Source organism: Saccharibacillus sp. O23 (assembly GCF_002205895.1).
Taxonomy (GTDB): Bacteria; Bacillota; Bacilli; order Paenibacillales; family Paenibacillaceae; genus Saccharibacillus.
The window spans coordinates 539,652-558,507 of record NZ_NJDE01000003.1 but is presented as its reverse complement, the minus strand read 5'-3'; the positions used below and the strand labels follow the sequence as shown (position 1 = coordinate 558,507).

21 protein-coding genes and 1 tRNA gene are annotated in these 18,856 nt (G+C 54.8%); 20 read left to right on the top strand and 2 right to left on the bottom strand.

Annotated features, from left to right (window positions below):
- Nucleotides 1–100: 100 nt before the first annotated feature.
- The gene (gene dnaA, locus CDO73_RS06440) at nt 101–1,456 is read right to left on the bottom strand and encodes a chromosomal replication initiator protein DnaA (RefSeq protein ID WP_088487656.1); all 1,356 of its coding nucleotides are present in this window, start codon (nt 1,454–1,456) and stop codon (nt 101–103) included.
- A gap of 309 nt (nt 1,457–1,765) precedes the next feature.
- The gene (locus tag CDO73_RS26440) at nt 1,766–2,362 is read right to left on the bottom strand and encodes a hypothetical protein (RefSeq protein ID WP_143536078.1); all 597 of its coding nucleotides are present in this window, start codon (nt 2,360–2,362) and stop codon (nt 1,766–1,768) included.
- A 229-nt stretch (nt 2,363–2,591) separates the two neighbouring features.
- Here CDO73_RS26440 and rpmH point away from each other — a divergent pair, with 229 nt between their 5' ends.
- The 20 genes from rpmH to rpsR all read left to right on the top strand — a co-directional run bounded on the left by rpmH (nt 2,592) and on the right by rpsR (nt 18,468).
- A complete protein-coding gene (gene rpmH, locus CDO73_RS06430) occupies nt 2,592–2,726 on the top strand; it encodes a 50S ribosomal protein L34 (protein WP_018976936.1) in 135 nt (44 codons plus the stop codon).
- A 71-nt stretch (nt 2,727–2,797) separates the two neighbouring features.
- Complete coding sequence (gene rnpA, locus CDO73_RS06425; protein WP_088487654.1) at nt 2,798–3,148, top strand: ribonuclease P protein component; 351 nt, start codon at nt 2,798–2,800, stop codon at nt 3,146–3,148.
- Between the two features lie 155 nt (nt 3,149–3,303).
- A complete protein-coding gene (locus CDO73_RS06420; protein ID WP_256972587.1) occupies nt 3,304–4,200 on the top strand; it encodes a YidC/Oxa1 family membrane protein insertase in 897 nt (298 codons plus the stop codon).
- An 84-nt stretch (nt 4,201–4,284) separates the two neighbouring features.
- Nucleotides 4,285–5,205: an RNA-binding cell elongation regulator Jag/EloR gene (gene jag, locus CDO73_RS06415; RefSeq protein ID WP_088487653.1), complete on the top strand. Its 921-nt coding sequence runs from the start codon at nt 4,285–4,287 to the stop codon at nt 5,203–5,205.
- A 172-nt stretch (nt 5,206–5,377) separates the two neighbouring features.
- On the top strand, nt 5,378–6,760 hold the full coding sequence (gene mnmE, locus CDO73_RS06410; protein WP_088487652.1) for a tRNA uridine-5-carboxymethylaminomethyl(34) synthesis GTPase MnmE: 1,383 nt from the start codon (nt 5,378–5,380) through the stop codon (nt 6,758–6,760).
- 286 nt (nt 6,761–7,046) lie between these two features.
- Nucleotides 7,047–8,933, top strand: coding sequence for a tRNA uridine-5-carboxymethylaminomethyl(34) synthesis enzyme MnmG (mnmG, locus tag CDO73_RS06405; RefSeq protein WP_088487651.1), 1,887 nt, complete (start codon nt 7,047–7,049; stop codon nt 8,931–8,933).
- A gap of 2 nt (nt 8,934–8,935) precedes the next feature.
- On the top strand, nt 8,936–9,658 hold the full coding sequence (gene rsmG, locus CDO73_RS06400; protein WP_088487650.1) for a 16S rRNA (guanine(527)-N(7))-methyltransferase RsmG: 723 nt from the start codon (nt 8,936–8,938) through the stop codon (nt 9,656–9,658).
- A 451-nt stretch (nt 9,659–10,109) separates the two neighbouring features.
- Nucleotides 10,110–10,928, top strand: coding sequence for a nucleoid occlusion protein (gene noc / locus CDO73_RS06395; RefSeq protein ID WP_088487704.1), 819 nt, complete (start codon nt 10,110–10,112; stop codon nt 10,926–10,928).
- Between the two features lie 34 nt (nt 10,929–10,962).
- Nucleotides 10,963–11,724 carry a ParA family protein gene (locus CDO73_RS06390; protein ID WP_088487649.1) on the top strand — a complete coding sequence of 254 codons (762 nt, stop codon included), beginning with the start codon at nt 10,963–10,965 and terminating at the stop codon, nt 11,722–11,724.
- On the top strand, nt 11,717–12,571 hold the full coding sequence (locus CDO73_RS06385; protein WP_088487648.1) for a ParB/RepB/Spo0J family partition protein: 855 nt from the start codon (nt 11,717–11,719) through the stop codon (nt 12,569–12,571). The genes CDO73_RS06390 and CDO73_RS06385 overlap by 8 nt, the downstream gene beginning before the upstream one ends.
- Before the next feature lie 151 nt (nt 12,572–12,722).
- Entirely contained in the window at nt 12,723–13,898 is a 1,176-nt protein-coding gene (locus CDO73_RS06380; RefSeq protein ID WP_088487647.1) for an aminotransferase class V-fold PLP-dependent enzyme, read from the top strand.
- Between the two features lie 313 nt (nt 13,899–14,211).
- Complete coding sequence (locus CDO73_RS06375) at nt 14,212–14,718, top strand: DUF4446 family protein (RefSeq protein ID WP_088487646.1); 507 nt, start codon at nt 14,212–14,214, stop codon at nt 14,716–14,718.
- Nucleotides 14,715–14,966: a putative Se/S carrier protein gene (locus CDO73_RS06370; RefSeq protein ID WP_256972586.1), complete on the top strand. Its 252-nt coding sequence runs from the start codon at nt 14,715–14,717 to the stop codon at nt 14,964–14,966. The genes CDO73_RS06375 and CDO73_RS06370 overlap by 4 nt, the downstream gene beginning before the upstream one ends.
- Nucleotides 14,967–14,999: 33 nt before the next feature.
- A complete protein-coding gene (locus tag CDO73_RS06365) occupies nt 15,000–16,088 on the top strand; it encodes a mechanosensitive ion channel family protein (protein ID WP_088487645.1) in 1,089 nt (362 codons plus the stop codon).
- Between the two features lie 17 nt (nt 16,089–16,105).
- Entirely contained in the window at nt 16,106–16,312 is a 207-nt protein-coding gene (locus CDO73_RS06360) for a DUF951 domain-containing protein (RefSeq protein WP_088487644.1), read from the top strand.
- Between the two features lie 149 nt (nt 16,313–16,461).
- On the top strand, nt 16,462–16,821 hold the full coding sequence (locus CDO73_RS06355) for a hypothetical protein (protein WP_143536077.1): 360 nt from the start codon (nt 16,462–16,464) through the stop codon (nt 16,819–16,821).
- A gap of 210 nt (nt 16,822–17,031) precedes the next feature.
- A tRNA-Ser gene (locus CDO73_RS06350) sits at nt 17,032–17,122 on the top strand.
- A 168-nt stretch (nt 17,123–17,290) separates the two neighbouring features.
- The gene (gene rpsF / locus CDO73_RS06345) at nt 17,291–17,581 is read left to right on the top strand and encodes a 30S ribosomal protein S6 (RefSeq protein ID WP_087797965.1); all 291 of its coding nucleotides are present in this window, start codon (nt 17,291–17,293) and stop codon (nt 17,579–17,581) included.
- Between the two features lie 44 nt (nt 17,582–17,625).
- Nucleotides 17,626–18,174: a single-stranded DNA-binding protein gene (gene ssb / locus CDO73_RS06340; RefSeq protein ID WP_088487642.1), complete on the top strand. Its 549-nt coding sequence runs from the start codon at nt 17,626–17,628 to the stop codon at nt 18,172–18,174.
- Between the two features lie 21 nt (nt 18,175–18,195).
- Entirely contained in the window at nt 18,196–18,468 is a 273-nt protein-coding gene (gene rpsR / locus CDO73_RS06335; RefSeq protein WP_088487641.1) for a 30S ribosomal protein S18, read from the top strand.
- Nucleotides 18,469–18,856: the final 388 nt, after the last annotated feature.

Below are 18,856 nucleotides of genomic sequence, written 5' to 3'. Positions count from 1 at the left end.
GGGGCCCTGCATATGTGGATAACTCTACAAAATGCCCGACAAACATAACAAACTAAGCCTATCCACATGTTGATAAGTTGTGCATAGGCTTTTTGTTTATTCAGGAAGGGTTTTTGATTTTCTCCGTTAGGCTGTGGACAACTTTGGACAGCTCTTGATCGTTTTTGATCGAATGGGAGATCTTCTCGTGCGCGTGAATGACGGTCGTATGGTCGCGTCCGCCGAACGCTTCGCCGATCTTCGGAAGCGAGTAGTCCGTCAGCTCGCGGGACAGATACATGGCGACTTGGCGCGGAAACGCGATCGCTTTGGTCCGTTTTCTCGCCTTGAAGTCTTCCATTCGGAGATTGTAGTATTCGCCGACCCGCTGCTGGATATCCTGAATGGTGATGATCCGCGGCCGGCTGGACGGAATGATGTCTTTCAACGCTTCGGCCGCCAGATGCGCGGTCACGTCCTGATTCGTCAGCGAAGAATACGCGACGACGCGAATCAGCGCCCCTTCAAGCTCCCGAATGTTGGTGTCGATCTGATTGGCGATGTACATCATCGCTTCGTTCGGCACGTCCAAATTTTCCGCCCGCGCTTTTTTCCGCAGGATCGCGATCCGCGTCTCCAGATCCGGAGGCTGGATATCCGTGATCAATCCCCATTCGAACCTCGAACGCAGCCGTTCTTCCAAGGTCGGAATCTCTTTCGGCGGCCGGTCGCTGGAGATGATGATCTGTTTGCTCTCCTCGTGCAGCGCGTTGAACGTATGGAAGAATTCCTCCTGCGTCGACTCTTTGCCCGCGATGAACTGAATATCGTCGATCAGCAGAATATCGATGTTCCGATACTTGTTCCGGAAACTCTCGCCGCGGTTGTCGCGGATCGAGTTGATGAATTCGTTCGTGAATTTCTCCGAAGAGATGTACACGACGCGGCTGCTCGGATTGTGCTGCAAAATATAATGTCCGATCGCGTGCATCAAATGCGTTTTTCCCAGTCCCACGCCTCCGTACAGGAACAGGGGATTGTAGGCTTTCGCCGGCGCCTCGGCGACGGCGAGCGACGCCGCATGGGCAAAACGGTTGCCCGAGCCGATGACGAACGTGTCGAACGTGTACTTGGGATTCAGCATGTTGGCGTTCGGTTCGACGCTGCTGGTTACCGGCGTCGGCGCCGGCGCGGCCGGTTTCTGCTGAAGTTCTTCCTCGCGTCCGGGTTCTTCGATGACGAATTTGACCGTGACGCTGCGTCCGAGCACGTCAAAAGCCACCTGCGCCACAAGTTTGGTATACCGGCTTTCCAGCCATTCTACGGCAAAGGTCGTGGGTGCGGACACGGTCAACGAGCCTTGCGTAAGCTGGATCGCCTGGGTCGCTTTGAACCAGGTGTCGAAGCTGGGTTTGCTCAGCTTTGTTTGGATGATGGATAAAATCTGCTGCCACAATTGAGCGGTATGGCTGTCCACAAACTGTCACTCCTTTGAAATCATACGATGTGGCTTGAGCCGTAGCGTCCGCCGAGAATTTATCTGGAAATAGTATAGGTAAGCCGAGCGCGGGTTATCCCCAATGCTAAGAATTATGGGAACAAAAAAAGAAGGATAAACTGAAATTGTTCACAACGTTATCCACAGATTGTTGATAATATGGAGGCTAAAACCGGATATTCACATCGAAAAGTAATCTAATCATAGCAAAAGAAGCCGGTCATTTCAACGGTTGGCGCTATTTTATCCACAAATCCAAGAACTTGTGCATAAGACATATCCACACCACTAGATATTGTTCATAACGTGTTTAAAATCGAGTTGTGAATAAATCGGCGTCTCGAAACTATGCACAGGCCAAAAGGCAATATCGTGGAAAACCGGATTACGCAAAAACGTGGTTTCGAACTGGAAGCCGGGCAGGGCGCGGAAAGCCGAAATTGTGGATAACTCGGATCGAACGAAAACGAACCGGGAAAGCCGCAGAGCGAAAATCGAAGGCGCGGATCCGGAAGATCGGAAAAGAGGGAGCGGAAGCGGCGAACAAGAAAAACGCGAAAAAGGGAAGGGGCCGAACAGCGAGCCGATAAAACCGAACCGAAAGAGGGAGCAGGAGCGTTTGCAGCCGGCTCGGTTGTCTGGTACAGAGCGAAACGGCGTTAATACAGAAATTCGAACCGGAGCAACCGAGCGGACGCCGAAAGAGGGAGAGGACGAAGAAGCGCGGCCGACAAAAAGAGGGAGAAGAGACAAAATGGATTCGGCTGCAAAAACGGAGCGCTTTTTCCGATAAAGAAGAGCAGGAGCCGCAAAATCCGGACGATCCGGGCTGCCGAAAGAAGCGGAGCCGAGCGTTTTCCAGCCTGCCGGATGTTTGCCGTACAAAGCTGCGATCTACGGCCTGAATTTGCCTTTCCTTATATAGAAGGTTTTCCGCCTGCCTTTTTTCGCAAAAAAAGAGGGAGGAAACGCTTGAAGATGTCTTGACTTTGCTGGAAACGCGTGATTAAATGATAAAAGGCATGTTCTGCGAGAAGAAGAACGAATGTGTGTTATTATATCGGTTTCGCATTTTGCAAAACCTGTACTACCCGCAAAAGGAGGTGCTATTGTAATGGGTCCTACTTTCAAACCAAACACCCGCAAGCGTAAAAAGGTGCACGGATTCCGTAAAAGAATGAGCACGAAAAACGGCCGTAAGGTGCTGGCTGCTCGTCGTCTCAAAGGCAGAAAAGTGCTGAGCGCGTAAGCCTAGGCACATGAGCGAAGACCACCTCAAGGTGGTCTTTTTTTTCTTAGACAAAGGGGACGCGAGAAAAGGTGCAAAAAAAGCTACGATTACGGAACCGAGCCGAGTTTACCCGCGTATACCGCCATGGCAAGTCATTTGCGAACCGGCAGCTGGTCCTCTATTGGTTTCATAAACGGGATGTCGATCGGTTCCGCATGGGCGTGTCGGTCAGCAAAAAAGTGGGCAATGCGGTCGTTCGGAACCGGATGCGCCGTTTAATGAAAGAAATCGTCCGGCACCATGCCGACGAAATCGTCGATCATGTCGATCTGGTCTTCATCGTCCGCAAAGGGGCGCTCGACCTGGATTACAAAGAGCTGGAGAAAAGCGTGCTGCACGTGCTTCGCAAATCCTCGCTGCTCAAACGCAAAAGCCGTTAGGCGGCAGCCGGGGATCGAGCAAGTGAAGCGCTTTTTTGCGTTTCAAATGATGGGCTAATTATGGTATGATTTTCACAACTGCAAGCGCTGTGCCTCTGGCGGCACCGAGCCTTACGGGAGTGCAGGAACATGAAGGTCAAGAGAGGGGTTATCTAGTGTCTCATTTGTTCAAACGCAGGGGGAAGTGGCTGCTTATCATCGCCGCGGTCCTGCTGATCGCCGTCCTTGCGGGATGTACGCCGACGAATACGGCCCTGCATACGACGGAAGACCTGAAAAACAGCGGAAGCTTCTGGCGCAGCAATGTGGTCTATTGGTTCTCGCTCGCGCTTGATACGTTCGCGAAGTGGTTCGGCGGCCAATACGGGTTCGCGGTCCTTCTGCTCGTGCTGATCGTGCGTACGCTGATTCTGCCGCTGACCATCAAGTCGGTCAAGAGCTCGAAAGCGATGCAAGCGATCCAACCGGAAATGCAGAAGCTCAAAGAGCAGTTCAAAGACGATCCGCAGCGCATGCAGCAGGAGCAGATGCGTCTGTTCCAAGAGAACAAGGTCAATCCGGCCGCAGGCTGTCTGCCGTTGATCATTCAGATGCCGATCTTTATCGCGCTGTACAATGCCATCATCTATAACAGCGACCTGGCCCAGCATTCCTTCTTGTGGATGCAGCTCGGGAAGCCGGACATCCCGCTGACGTTGTTCGCGGCGGCGACGACATTCCTGCAAACTTGGCTGATGATGCGTCAAAATCCGGCGCAGCAGCAAGGTCCGATGCAGTTCATGTTGTTCGTGTATCCGGTGCTGATCTTCTTCATGGGTTATCAATTCCCGTCCGCCCTCCCGCTCTACTGGGCAATGAGTAACGTGTATACCATCGTGCAGAACTTCTTCTTGTATCGCAAAAAAGATCCGAAAGCCGCGGCTGCCGTTATCGCGCAGCAGGGCGGATCGCCGAAACCGGCAGGCAAAAACGCTCCTTCGGGCGGCGGAGTCAGCTTGTCCAAAGGCGCAGGCCCGGTATCGAGCCGCAAGAAGAAAAAGAAAAAACGTTAATTTTTCGAATCGCAATCATCGTAATAGCTGAAGCAATACGCATATGCAAAAGACGAAGCGTGAACATAAGGGGGCGCGGATTCGATGACGAGCAAAGTGACGGCTGTGGGAAAAACGGTAGACGAAGCCATCTCGCAAGGACTGGCGCAGCTTGGCGTGACAAGAGATCGTGTCGAGGTCGACGTGCTGGAGCATCCTGCCAAAGGGTTTCTGGGCCTATTCGGCGGCCGCAAGGCCAAAGTCGAACTCACGCTGGTCCGGCCGGTTCGATCTGCGGATCCGGCTCCCGATTCGGTTCCGAAAACGGAGGCGCCCGTTCCTGAGGTCAAGGCGAGCAAGGCGGCTCCGGCCGCTTCGCTCGATCTCGACGAAGAGACGCCGAGACGGGAACGCCCGAATCCGGCCGCGCCGGAGCCGGCTTCGGTTTCCGGCCAAGTCGGAGAAGACGAGGAATATGCGCCGAGACGCAGCCGTCCGAACTCCGCAGTGCCCGCGCCGATGGAATCCGGGGCTTCGCGAAGCGAGCCGGAAACGGACGAATCCGAACGGATTCGCCCGGAAGAACGTTACCGCGAAGCCGCCGATTTTATCCATGACGTCGCCGAAGCGATGGGATTGGACGTCAAAGTCGACGTGCGCAAGAATCGCGACGGCGGCGTGCTGGATATCTCGGGACCGGAACTCGGCATGCTGATCGGGCGGCGGGGGCAGACGCTGGACGCGCTTCAGCTGCTGGCCGGCGTCGTGGCGAACCGCGATTCGGACAAGTTCCTCCGGCTGACGCTGGATGCGGAGAATTTCCGGCGGCGCCGCGCCAAGACGTTGGAAGATCTGGCCGACCGTTTGGCGGACCGGGTGATTCGTACGCGCAAGGAAGTCGTGCTGGAACCTATGCCTCCGCAGGAGCGCAAAGTGATCCATGCCCGGCTGCAAAACCACCCCGACGTCGAGACGGCAAGCCGCGGCGAAGAGCCGAATCGACGCGTCGTGATCACGCTCAAATAATCGGAAGCTTCCGGCAGGCGAGCGCCCTCTTTGCCCTTACGGCGAAGAGGGCCTCTGCCGTTTGCGAGTCCGTTAGACGACATTCGAATTCGCAAGAAACGGGCGCTGCCCGTTTCTTCTTGTATATAAGGGACCTGCCAAGAAGGTCCGGAGAAAGCGAGGAAAAGACTTCATGATTAGCGTTAGCGATACGATTGCGGCCATCTCGACGGCCGTAGGCGAAGGCGGAATCGCCGTGATCCGCGTCAGCGGTCCGGAAGCGGTAAGCGAAGTGAACCGCCTGTTCCGGAGCGCGACTCCGCTCAGCGAGGCGGAGAGCCATACCGTGCATTACGGATTTATCGTCGATCCCGAGACGAAAGAGAAGCTCGAAGAGGTGCTGGTCACGCTGATGCGCGCGCCGAGATCGTTTACGACCGAAGACGTCGTCGAGATCAGCGCGCACGGCGGCGTGGTCTCCGTGCGGCGCATCATGGAGCTGCTGCTCAAGCAGCGGATCCGGCTGGCCGAGCCGGGCGAATTCACGAAGCGGGCTTTCCTGAACGGACGCATCGACTTGTCCCAAGCGGAAGGAGTCATCGACTTGATCCGCTCCAAGTCGGACAAGGCTTTCTCGGTCGCCTTCAAGCAGGTGGAAGGGGATCTCTCCCGGCGGATCGCGGAGCTTCGGCAGACGCTGATCGAGACGCTGGCGCATATCGAGGTGAACATCGATTATCCGGAACACGACGTGGAATCGCTGACCTCCCTGTTCATTCAGGAGAAATGCGGCGCCGTGCTGCAAGAAGTCGAACGTCTGCTCAAGACGTCGAATCAAGGCAAGATTCTGCGCGAAGGCATCACGACGGCGATCGTCGGCCGTCCGAACGTCGGCAAGTCTTCGCTGCTGAACGCACTGTCCGGACAGAACAGGGCGATCGTGACCGATATTCCGGGGACGACCCGCGACGTGATCGAAGAGTTTATCACGATCAACAATATCCCGCTGAAGCTGCTCGATACGGCCGGCATTCGCGAGACGCTCGACGTGGTCGAACGAATCGGCGTCGAGCGTTCCCGTACCGCGCTGAACGAAGCGGATCTGATCCTGCTCGTGCTGAACAACGGCGACGAATTGAACGACGAAGAACTGCGCTTGATGGAGCAGATCCAAGGTAGACAATCGATCGTCATTATGAATAAAATGGACTTGCCGCCCAAGCTGGAGCAAGAAAAAGTACGCCGGTTCTACAAAGAAGAGCTGATTGTGCCGATGACCGTTAAAGAAGGCGAAGGCGTGGATCGCCTCGAAGCGGCGATCTCTTCCCTGTTCTTCGAAGGCAAACTCGAAAGCGCCGATCTGACTTACGTCTCTAACGTGCGCCATATCGCGCTGCTGCATCAGACGAAACGTTCGCTGATCGACGCCATCGAAGCCGCGGAAATGCTGGTCCCGATCGATATGATCCAGATCGATGTCCGCTTGGCTTGGGAACAGCTCGGCGAGATCGTCGGCGATACCGCTCAGGACTCGCTGATCGATCAGATCTTCTCTCAGTTCTGCCTCGGCAAATAAGCCGCTTCTTTACTCTTATAAGGCCCTATATAGATGAAGCAATTTTTTCGACGTTCTATCCCGCGACGTTAAACCTGAACGGAGCAGCTTTTTTTCTAAAAATTTAATGCGAAGCAAGTGAACGAGCAAGTGGAATGTCCTGAAGAAGCGAAGCGTTCGCCTCTGTATTCGGAATGCTTCCGCGACCCGCTTCCGATCCGGCATTCCGAATGCAGGAAGCGATCGTAAGGACATTCCGCGGCATCGAGTTCACCCAAGCGAGCATATCCCCCAGGGAGGTACATCCATGACATACACAGGCGGAGAATTCGACGTCATCGTCGTCGGCGCCGGCCATGCCGGCGTCGAATCGGCGCTTGCCGCGGCCCGTATGGGCTGCAAGACGCTGATGGTGACGATCAATCTCGATATGGTTGCGTTCATGCCGTGCAATCCGTCGATCGGCGGCCCGGCCAAAGGCCATGTCGTTCGCGAGATCGACGCGCTCGGCGGCGAGATGGGACGCAATATCGATAAGACGTTTATCCAGATGCGGATGCTGAATACCGGCAAAGGACCGGCGGTTCACGCGCTGCGCGCGCAGGCCGACAAGTTCTCGTATCAGCACACGATGAAAGAAACGATGGAGAAAGAGCCGAACTTGACCATGCGTCAAGGACTGGTCGAAGAACTGATCGTCGAAAACGGCAAATGCGTCGGCGTCGTCACGCAGACCGGCACGCGCTATCTGGCCAAATCCGTCGTATTGACGACCGGCACTTATCTGCGCGGCAAGATCATCATGGGCGAGCTGACGTACGAGAGCGGACCGAACAATCAACAGCCTTCCGTGCGCTTGTCGCATCATCTGCGCGAGCTGGGCTTCAATCTGGTTCGTTTCAAGACCGGCACGCCGCCGCGGGTACACAAAGACACGATCGACTTTTCCAAAACGGAGATTCAACCGGGCGACGACAAGCCGAAGTTCTTCTCTTACGAAACCAAAGGATCGAATAACGAACAGCTCCCTTGCTGGCTGACGTATACGTCGCCGGAAACGCATCAGATCATCAACGACAACCTGCATCGCGCGCCGATGTTCTCGGGTCTGATCGAAGGCACCGGTCCGCGTTACTGTCCGTCTATCGAGGACAAAGTAGTGCGCTTCAGCGACAAATCGAAGCACCAGATCTTCCTCGAACCGGAAGGCAAAAACACGTCCGAATATTATGTGCAAGGCCTGTCCACCAGCCTCCCGGAAGACGTGCAGCTGCGCATGCTGCGCACGATCGCGGGCATGGAGAAAGTCGAAATCATGCGCAACGGCTACGCGATCGAATACGACGCGATGGTGCCGACGCAGCTCTGGCCGACGCTGGAGACCAAGCAGATGCCGGGCCTGTTTACCGCAGGACAGATCAACGGAACCTCGGGCTACGAAGAAGCCGCGGGTCAAGGCATCATGGCCGGCATCAACGCCGCCCGCAAAGCGCAAGGATTGGACGGCATCGTGCTCGACCGCTCGCAAGGCTACATCGGCGTGCTGATCGACGATCTGGTTACCAAAGGCACCAACGAGCCGTATCGCCTGCTGACTTCGCGCGCCGAATACCGTTTGCTGCTTCGCCACGATAACGCGGATCTTCGGCTGACGCCGATCGGCCACGAGATCGGGCTGATCTCCGAAGAACGCTATGCCGCTTTCCTCGACAAGAAGGCCAAAGTGGAAGCGGAGATCGAACGTCTGCGCAAAGCGAAAGTCCATCCGGATCAAGTGAACCCGATGCTGGAACGCGTGGAATCCGCGACGATCCACAACGGTTCCGATCTGCTGACCGTGCTGCGCCGTCCGGAAGTGTCTTATGCGGATATCGAAGATATCATTCCGACCGACCTCGAACTCGACGAAGAGATGAAGGAACAAGTCGAGATCCAAGTGAAATATGCCGGTTATATCGAAAAGCAGCTGGCGCACGTGGAACGACTCAAGAAGATGGAACAGAAGAAGCTTCCGGAAGATCTCGCGTACGATGAAGTGCGCGGCCTCGCGATGGAAGCCAAACAGAAGCTGGCTTCGATCCGGCCGCTGTCGATCGGACAAGCTTCGCGCATTTCGGGCGTAACGCCCGCCGATATTTCGATTCTGCTCGTTTACCTGGAACAGTACAACCGGGTGGCGGCTGCACGGGGGTAAGCATGGACGTTATTCAAGAGCGTTTCGCGGAACGGCTGAAAAGCAACGGCATCGAACTTAACGAGCGGCAGCTTGAGCAGTTCGAGACTTATTACGAGTTACTGATCGAATGGAACGAAAAGATGAACCTCACCGGCATCACGGAGCGCGAACAGGTTTACGAGAAGCATTTTTACGATTCGCTGACGCTGGCTTTCTACGCGGATATGAAAAAGGTAACCAGCTTGGCCGATATCGGTTCGGGAGCCGGTTTCCCCGGCGTGCCGCTGAAGATCGCTTTTCCGCATCTGAAGCTGTGCATCATCGATTCGTTGAACAAGCGGATCACCTTCCTCAAAGCGGTATCCGAAGGGTTGGGATTGAAGAATGCCGAGTTCCTGCACGGCCGGGCCGAAGAGTGGGGACATAAGCGCGGATATCGCGACGAATTCGATCTGGTGACTGCTCGCGCCGTGGCGCGGCTGGCGGTGCTGAACGAATTCTGCCTGCCGTTCGTCAAGCCGGAAGGAATGTTCGCGGCGATGAAAGGGACCGACCCGGCGGAAGAGATCGAAGAGTCGAAGAAAAGCTTGCGCGAACTGCGCGGCGAGATCGTCGGCGTGGAAGCTTTCCGTTTGCCTTTCGACGATTCGGAACGTCATATTATCCGCGTGGAGAAACGCGGCATCACGCCTTACAAATATCCGCGCACGCCGGGCCTGCCGTTGAAAAAACCGCTGGTCTAGAAAGCAGACGCGAAATCCATAGATATTTCGGCTTCGGACCGCAACGGTTCGGATCGCTGTTTCACGTGGAACACGCATCGAAATCATCGTCGGAATCGATATGAACGCCGCCTTCGGGCGGCGTTTTTTGCTGCGCGCGGAGCCGTACGGCTCGGGGGAAGCAGCCGATTTCAGGATAGGATTCACCCGTGAAAAGTGATAAACTGAAATTGTCTGCCCGCAGACTTTTTGGAGCAATATGGAATGAAGAAGACACGCTGCAAACGGCTGCAAGAAAAGGCTCGGCAAGCATTCTGTCTGCGGATCGGCAAAACGCGCAAGGATTGCGGGGGGAACGCAAATTGCGGCGGAGATCCGTCGGAGCGGAAAACGGTTCGAGCCGGGAGTTGAAATTTCTTGAGAAGGTCGGAGCTGCTGCGCCGCCTTCCCGGAATAGGTGGTCATGTTCGGAATGAAAGAGCAATTTTCCAAATTATTCGGGCTGACGGAACGTTCGTCCGGAGACGAGATCAAGCAGGTTCCGGTTGACGAAGTGGTAAGCAGCCCTTATCAACCGCGCACGATCTTCGATGAAGAGAAGATCGAAGAGCTGTGCCAGACGATCAAGACGCACGGCGTCATTCAACCGATCGTCGTGCGTATGCGCGGCGGACGCTACGAGATCATCGCCGGAGAACGGCGTTGGCGGGCGGTGCGCAAATTAGGCCTGACGACGGTTCCGGCCGTGGTGCGGGAATTTAACGATTCGCAGGCGGCTTCGATCGCGCTGATCGAGAATTTGCAGCGCGAAGGATTGACGGCGATCGAAGAAGCGGTCGCCTACGAGAAGCTGCTGGAGATTCATCAGCTTACGCAGGAGAGTCTGGCGCAGCGATTGGGCAAAAGCCAATCGACGATCGCGAACAAACTTCGGCTGCTCCAACTGCCGGAAGCGGTCAAGCAGGCGCTGACGGAGCGTCGGATCACCGAACGGCATGCGCGCGCCCTGCTGTCGCTGGGCAGCGAAGAACTTCGGCTTAAGGTGCTCAAAGAGATCGTCGACAAAGAACTGAACGTGAAGCAGACGGAAGCCCGGGTCGCTTTTTACAAAGAAGCCGTTCTGGTCAAAAAGTCCAAACGCGTCTCGTATTCGAAGGATGTTCGGCTCGCGCTTAACACGATCCGCCATTCGATCGATATGATCGCGGGATCGGGCATGGAGATTCAGAAGACGGAAGCCGACCAGGGGGATCACTACGAGATCGTGATTCGGATTCCCAAAAAATCCTGACGGGCTTAACCGACGTCAACCGAGGTGAATTCGATTGTCCAAAATCATTGCAATCGCCAACCAGAAAGGCGGAGTCGGCAAAACGACGACTTCCGTCAACCTGAGTGCGGGTCTGGCCAAGCTGGGCAAACGCGTGCTGCTGATCGATATCGACCCGCAGGGAAACACGACTAGCGGCGTAGGCATCAACAAAGCCGACGTGGAGCAGTGCATCTACGATGTCCTGATCAACGAAGTCCATCCCAAAGAAGTCATCGTGCCTACGCATATCGAAGGGCTTGACGTCATTCCCGCCACGATCCAACTGGCCGGAGCGGAGATCGAATTGGTTCCGGTCGTATCGAGAGAGATGCGGCTCAAGAAAAATATTCATCTCGTGAAAAACGACTATGATTATATCTTGATCGATTGTCCGCCTTCCCTCGGCATTCTGACGATCAATTCGTTAACGGCCGCCGATTCGGTCATTATCCCGATCCAATGCGAATATTACGCGCTTGAAGGGCTGAGCCAACTGCTCAACACCGTTCGACTCGTGCAGAAGCATCTGAACACCGAGCTTCAGATCGAAGGCGTGCTGCTGACCATGCTCGACGCGCGGACGAATCTCGGCATTCAAGTCATCGAAGAAGTGAAAAAGTATTTTCAAGACAAAGTCTACAGCACGATCATTCCGCGCAATATTCGCTTAAGCGAAGCGCCTTCGCACGGTCAGACGATTATGACGTACGATCCGAGATCCAAAGGAGCGGAGGTCTATATGGAGCTGGCAAAGGAAGTGATCATCGATGAATAAGAAATCGGGCAAAGGCTTGGGAAAAGGCTTGGACGCGCTCATTCCTTCGTTGACGGTAGGCGAAAACGATAAGGTCGTCGACGTTCCTCTCGATCAGCTGCGCGCGAATCCGTATCAGCCGAGACATTCGTTCGACGAAGAAGGCTTGCGGGAGTTGGCCGAATCGATTCGCCAGCACGGCGTGATTCAGCCGATTATCGTCCGAAGCGTGCTCAAAGGTTACGAGATCATCGCCGGAGAACGCCGCAGCCGGGCTTCCGCTTTGGCGGGGTTATCCGATATTCCGGCCGTCGTCCGCGAGTTCAGCGATCAGCAGGTGATGGAGATCGCGCTGATCGAGAACGTGCAGCGTGAGAACCTGAACGCGATGGAGATCGCGGTCGCTTATCAATCCCTGATGGACGAGTTCAAGATGACGCAGGAAGAATTGTCGGCGAAAGTCGGCAAGTCGCGCTCCCATATCGCCAATTTCCTTCGTCTGCTGACGCTGCCGGAAGAAGTCAAAGAACATGTTTCACGTGGAACGCTGTCGATGGGGCATGCCAAAGCGATCGTGGGTCTCAAAAATCCGGAAGTTCAGATCGCGCTGGCGGAAAAAAGCATCCGCGAGGAATGGAGCGTCCGCGAGTTGGAAGAAGCCGTTCAGCAGGCGAGCGCCAAAGTGAGCAGCAAGCCGAAAAACAAACTCAAAAAGCGGGACCCTTTTATCGAGAACGTAGAAGATTCGCTGCGCGAACATTTCAAGACGACCGTCAAGATCAAGCCGGGAAGCAAAGAAAGAGGCAAAATCGAGCTGAGTTATTTCAATCAGCAGGATCTGCAGCGTCTGTTGGATCTGCTTCAATAGATCCGCGGGAGCGCAAAGAGCCGTTCGAAACGCCGGACGCGCAGGTTGTCGTCATTCATTCCTTCATTATAAGAATAAGCGTATAAGCGTCGAGCATATAGCTTTTCGCCGGTTCCGCGTCCGGCGGACGCGAACGGAAAGGGAGCTGCTGATGAACCGATCGGAGAACAAACCGGTGATCTATCTGGATCACGCGGCGACCTCTTGGCCGAAGCCTCGAGAAGTGCTGGACGCCATGCAGCGCTCGATGCTGGAAGAGGCCGCCAATCCGGGCCGCGGCAGCCACCGGATGGCGATGAACGCCGGCCGTGTGTTGATGCGTACGCGAACGGAATTGGGCCGTTTGTTCGGCATCGCGAATCCGAGCGATATCGCCTATATGTCCAATACGACCGCCGCGCTGAATCAGGCGATCAAAGGATTTCTCAAGCCGGGCGATCATGCGATCGCCACCATGATCGAACACAATTCGGTACGGCGGCCGCTGGAATATATGCGTCGGGAGCACGGCGTTCGAGTCGATTATGTACCGGTCGACGAGTCCGGCGGAATCGATCTGGACGAACTTGCCGGGTTATGCCGGCCCGATACCCGATTGATCGTCTGCAACCACAGCTCGAATCTGCTGGGCAGCATTCTGCCTCTGGCGGACATCGCGGAGATCGCGCGGGGCTGCGGCGCGAAGCTGCTGGTCGATGCGGCGCAGAGCGCCGGCGTTCTGGAACTCGACGTCGGCAAGCTGGGCATCGACCTGCTGGCGTTCCCGGGACACAAAGGGCTGCTCGGCCCGCAGGGAACGGGCGGGCTGTATATCAGCCCGGACATCGACTTGGTGCCGCTGATTCACGGCGGTACGGGGAGTCAATCGGAAGAAGCGGATCAACCTTCCGTTCGGCCCGACCGTTACGAAGCGGGAACGCCGAACACGGTCGGCATCGCCGGGCTCGGCGCGGGTGTGCGGCATGTGCTCCGCGAAGGAGCTTCGGCAATCGGCAGCCGGGAATGGCAGCTGACGCAGAAGATCATGGAACGGTTGTCCGCCATAGACGGACTCCGGATTCTCGGTCCCGGACTCGGACAACCGAGAACGGGGATCGTTTCTTTTACGCTCGCGGCCGCGGAGCCGTCGGAGATCGCTTTTCGGCTGGATCGCGATTACGGAATCGCGGTCAGAGCCGGATTTCATTGCACGCCGCTCGCTCACCGAGCGGCCGATACGACAGCAAAAGGCGCGCTGCGTTGCAGCGTCGGCCATGATACGACGGAGACGGAAGCGGAATCGCTGATAACCGCGGTGCGCGAGATCGCTCGCTTCGCGTCGCGATGAACCATCTGGAAGTTTGTAAAGGCGGCTCTCGGGAACCGGAAAGACCTTTCGCCGGATCCGATTCTTCTCGGGGTTCCGCAAATTCGTGTAGGAGGAACGCAAACCGGGTAAATACCGAAGATGCCCCCGTCCAATATCTTGACCGCATCGAACGTAACGTTTGCGTTCATCTTAAGCGGTCAAGGGTCTATGCGAAAGCAAGCGCCGATTTTACAAACTTCCGACTCGTACGCTGACCGCGAATCATGTTAGGCACCTTAGATTTAATGCGGTCAACTTAATAGACAAGCAGCAGAAGGGACAGAGTCGAAGCATGACAGAATTAAATAACTTGATCAGCGAACAATTGTTCGTTATTGTAGCCGTTCTTACGGTATTGGTGCTTCTCCTTCTGATTCTCGTATTGGCGCAATCGATCAGGCTGGGCCGACTGCGCAAACGATACGAACGCATGATGGCGGGGGCCGGAATCGAAGACCTCGAATCGCTGCTGCTCAACCTGAAGACGCAGACCGATTCGGTCGAAGACGAGCAGGAGAAACAGCGCCGCACCATGCTCATGATCGAGCAGCGTCAACGCATGGCGAAAAACAAAGTCGGCATCAAACGCTACAACGCGTTTTCCGATCAGGGCAGCGATCTCAGCTTCTCGCTTGCGCTGCTGGACGATCTCGATAACGGGATCGTGATCAGCGGCCTGCATAACCGGGAAAGCTCTTATGTCTACGCGAAGCCGCTCGATCAAGGCGCATCCAAATACGCATTGTCGCCGGAAGAAAAAGAAGCGATCGACTTGGCGCGTCGGGACGGCAAAAGTTGAGCGGGCAGCAGCGGATCATGGCGTTCGATTCGTCGCAGCAGGCGCTTCGCGCCGAAATGCTGCTGGACGAGCACGCGGTTTCTTTCGAGCTCGTGCCGACGCCTTCCGGAATCACGGCAGGCTGCGCGATCTCGCTTGCTTTCGCCGAAGCCGAGTCGGATAGGGTATTGGATATTTTGCGTACGGAGAACGTGGAGATGCGAGGGATCTTCCGGCAAATCGATTCGGCTTATGAAAAGATGATCTAAAAGCCGATCGCGGAAACGGAAAGGAGTGTTGGAATGTTCTACGGATTATTGAGCGCGACAACGGACGATACGAAGACGCCGGATGCGAGCGAGGCCGTCGATCAGGCGCTGAGTTTTACGGCGAGCGTCTGGGACAAACTGACGAATCCGACCACATGGATCGGTCTGGCCGATACGGCGCTGCGAATCGTGCTGATTATCGTGCTGGCGCAGGTCGCGATCCGCGTCACCTACAAAGTGATCGATCGGGCGCTGCTTCGGCAGCATAAGGAGAGCGGCGAAAACAAGTTTCGCGTGAAACCGAGACGTTTCGTGACGGTCGGCAAGCTGCTCAAGAACGTCACGAATATCGTGTTGAACTTTATCATGCTGATGCTGATCATCTCCGAACTCGGTTACGACTTGGCTCCGCTGATCGCCGGCGCGGGGGTCATCGGTCTGGCGATCGGTTTCGGCGCGCAGAGTCTGGTCAAAGACGTGATCACCGGATTCTTCATCGTGTTCGAAGACCAGTTCGCGGTAGGGGACGTCGTGCAGATCGCCACGTTCAAAGGAACGGTGGAGGTCATCGGCCTGCGAACCACTCGCCTGCGCAATTGGAACGGCGAAGTGTACGCGATTCCGAACGGAACCATCACGAACGTGACCAATTTCTCGCTTGCCGACGCCCAAGCGGTCATCGATATTCCGATGGCGGCGACGCGGCCTCTGGACGAGGCGAACCATCTGGTGGCCCGTTCGTTGGAGAAAGTGCATGAAGAAAACGCGAAAGTATTGAGCGCTCCCCGCATTCTCGGCGTTCAAGCGATGACGACCGGAGAATATACGCTGCGGATCGCGGTCAAGTGTTCCCCGAACGCGCAGGCCGAAGTGGAAAGCCTGATTCGCGGCGAGATCAAGCGGGCGATGGAGCGGGACGACGCTTTGAAGCAGGCGCTGGCCGAAGAAGCGGAGCGCAAAGCCAAAGAGGCGGAAGAAGTTTCGCTTCGGCAGCAGGAAGCCGCGCGGGCGCAAGCCGAGTCGGCAAAAGCCGATGCGGAAGGACCCGGCAAACCCGAGTCCGAGAAGACCGACGCGGAGAAAACGCCGAATACGGAAGATAAGCCGCATTCGGCCCAGTAGTAAAGGAGGTGGCCCGGTTGGAGCGCAAAGTGTTCGGCCTGGGGGACATCGTACAAATGAAAAAGCCGCATCCGTGCGGGAGCAACGAGATGGAGATCATTCGTATGGGCATGGACATTCGGATCAAATGCGTGGGCTGCCAGCATAGCGTATTGATTCCGCGGGCCAAGTTCGAGAAAAACATGAAAAAAGTACTGAAATCCGCGGCAGCGGATCAGCAGTGAACAGAAGTTCCGATCAAGTCGTATAGAAGAAGGTATGTGCCATGATCACGATCCATAGTCAAAGGCTTTATGAAAACGAGTTGATCCGGTTTGACTTCCTGCAAAAAAATTACGGAGAGCCGAGCTTTTTTGCGGATCGATCTTATGCGATGTCTTTTGACAGCGATGTTTTTTTTACCAGCATATCGAGCGCGATCCGGATTTTCGACGAAGCATATCGGAAGTTCGCGAACTGGCTGCGCATGACTTTTCCCGACGAAGTAGTAAGCGGCAGACTCTACGAGCCGAATTACGTCGAAACGTTCAGCGTCGGCATTTATTCCAATGCGTCTGACGAGTCCGAAGAAGAACCTTATTTTGAACTGGACATTCGCGAAATCGAGAGTTCGACTCCGTCGAAAGCGAAAATGCAGCTTGAAGAACTCCTGCATTATCTGAAGCTCGATTTTTTCCGCAATCCTCGCGTTCTCGCCGTTTTGCCGTTGGGGTGCCGCGAAGAACAGAACTGAAAACGGATCGACCCGAAGAAAAGTCGGGCAGCAAAACCAACAACGATAGCGGACCGGAATCGAACTTGATTTCGGTCCGCTTTTTTCTTGCCGTACCGCCGATAAACCGTCCTTTTTGAAAGATCGAAATTTTTTTTGCGAAATCGGATAAAGCGCTTGATTTTTCGGCTCGCCTGCTATACAATAAATCTTGTTGTGAAACTTGTTTGTGGAGAGGTACCCAAGAGGCCCAAGGGGGCTGACTCGAAATCAGTTAGGCGTGTCAAAGCGTGCGTGGGTTCGAATCCCACCCTCTCCGCCATATTGTTACTCAGACTAACGACCGCAGGTCGTTTTTTTGTTTTCGGCGGCTGGAAATTCTTGTTGCTGGCATAAGCAAAGTCTGATATAATAATACGGTCCGGGCTTACAGCCCGTTCCTTGCTCCTATCTTCGAGTAGGGGCCTTAGTCCAAGAGGAGGTGAAACATATGCGTAACTATGAAGTGATGTACATCATTCGTCCAGACGTTGAACAAGAAACGGTAGACGCCGCGATCAATAGATTCTCGGGCATCATCACTGACGGTAACGGCGAAATTACCAAGCACGATGCTATGGGTAAACGTCGCCTGGCGTATGAGATCAAGAAACATCGTGACGGATTCTACGTTCTGACAAACTTCACGGCTGAGCCGGCTGTCGTTTTCGAACTCGAACGCGTCATGAAGATTTCTGACGATGTCATTCGTTACCTGATTACCGCAGTACCTACGAAGTAATCGAATAAAGTCGGAAGATTTAATCGGCAAAGGAGGGGATCGAGATGTTGAACCGAGTCATTCTGATCGGCCGGCTGACACGTGACCCTGAGCTGCGGTACACTCCTGCGGGAGTTGCCGTAACCCAGTTTACGATTGCAGTCGACCGTCCGTTTACGAGTCAGGGTGGAGAACGCGAAGCGGACTTCATTCCGGTCGTTACCTGGCGCCAGTTGGCGGAGACCTGCGCAAACTATTTGCGTAAGGGACGCTTGACGGCGGTAGAAGGTCGTATTCAAGTACGGAACTACGACAATAACGAAGGCAAGCGTGTATACGTGACCGAAGTTATTGCCGATAACGTCCGTTTCCTGGAATCGCCGAACCGCGATGGCGGCGGCGGATCGGGCCGCGACGAGTCGTCTTCTTCTTACGGAAGCGGCAACGGCGGAGGCAGCAACGGCGGAAATCGTCCCGAACCATCTTACGGTGGCGGCGGAGGCGGTAATCGCGGAGGCGGCCAATCTCCTCGCGGAGGCGGCAGCAACAATCAGGATCCTTTTTCCGATGACGGAAGACCGATCGATATTTCGGATGACGACCTGCCATTCTAACAACAGAAAGGACTGAATGATATGAGCTTTAGACAACGTGAAGGCGGAGACGGCGAAAGACGTCAAGGCGGACGTCGTGGACGCAACAAGCGTCGTAAAGTGTGCTTTTTCACTGTAAATAAGATCACTTACATCGACTATAAAGATACGGACCTGCTCCGTAAATTTATCAGCGAGCGCGGCAAAATCTTGCCACGTCGCGTAACAGGCACAAGCGCGAAATACCAACGCATGCTGACTGTTGCCATCAAACGTTCCCGTCAGGTAGCCCTGCTGCCTTACACTACGGAATAAGAGCGATATTTCAAGAGACGATCGACCTTCGGGTTGCTTCGTCTCTTTTTGCATACTTCAGTAAAGACTCCCAAAAACAAAAAAGACTGTACAAATATGAAAACGTTCTTATAATAGAAGGAAAACAAAAACCCCGGTCTCCGATCGGCGAGAAGTGACAAAAAAGACTATTCTTTTGAAAATGATGTGCTAGAATAAAAAAACTCCCTTTCGGGAAGCACAAGCTTCAAAAACTCAAACTATAGCAGCTTTTTGTCATCTATGCTAACATGGGATGAGATCTACATATCTTTGTTTTTTCGAAAAGGTATTCCGTTGAACGTATTATCGTGTTTTTATGCAAAAAAAAGATATAAAATACACGTTTATTAAGCGGATGAATCATAAA

What these genes read in the sequence shown, in the direction of transcription:
- CDO73_RS06355 (WP_143536077.1), top strand. Translation starts at nt 16,462, where the DNA reads ATGTCTTTTGACAGCGATGTTTTTTTTACCAGCATATCGAGCGCGATC.
- CDO73_RS06375 (WP_088487646.1), top strand. Translation starts at nt 14,212, where the DNA reads ATGACAGAATTAAATAACTTGATCAGCGAACAATTGTTCGTTATTGTA.
- CDO73_RS06380 (WP_088487647.1), top strand. Translation starts at nt 12,723, where the DNA reads ATGAACCGATCGGAGAACAAACCGGTGATCTATCTGGATCACGCGGCG.
- rsmG (WP_088487650.1), top strand. Translation starts at nt 8,936, where the DNA reads ATGGACGTTATTCAAGAGCGTTTCGCGGAACGGCTGAAAAGCAACGGC.
- noc (WP_088487704.1), top strand. Translation starts at nt 10,110, where the DNA reads ATGAAAGAGCAATTTTCCAAATTATTCGGGCTGACGGAACGTTCGTCC.
- rpmH (WP_018976936.1), top strand. Translation starts at nt 2,592, where the DNA reads ATGGGTCCTACTTTCAAACCAAACACCCGCAAGCGTAAAAAGGTGCAC.
- CDO73_RS06385 (WP_088487648.1), top strand. Translation starts at nt 11,717, where the DNA reads ATGAATAAGAAATCGGGCAAAGGCTTGGGAAAAGGCTTGGACGCGCTC.
- rpsF (WP_087797965.1), top strand. Translation starts at nt 17,291, where the DNA reads ATGCGTAACTATGAAGTGATGTACATCATTCGTCCAGACGTTGAACAA.
- CDO73_RS06365 (WP_088487645.1), top strand. Translation starts at nt 15,000, where the DNA reads ATGTTCTACGGATTATTGAGCGCGACAACGGACGATACGAAGACGCCG.
- mnmE (WP_088487652.1), top strand. Translation starts at nt 5,378, where the DNA reads ATGATTAGCGTTAGCGATACGATTGCGGCCATCTCGACGGCCGTAGGC.
- rpsR (WP_088487641.1), top strand. Translation starts at nt 18,196, where the DNA reads ATGAGCTTTAGACAACGTGAAGGCGGAGACGGCGAAAGACGTCAAGGC.
- jag (WP_088487653.1), top strand. Translation starts at nt 4,285, where the DNA reads ATGACGAGCAAAGTGACGGCTGTGGGAAAAACGGTAGACGAAGCCATC.
- ssb (WP_088487642.1), top strand. Translation starts at nt 17,626, where the DNA reads ATGTTGAACCGAGTCATTCTGATCGGCCGGCTGACACGTGACCCTGAG.
- mnmG (WP_088487651.1), top strand. Translation starts at nt 7,047, where the DNA reads ATGACATACACAGGCGGAGAATTCGACGTCATCGTCGTCGGCGCCGGC.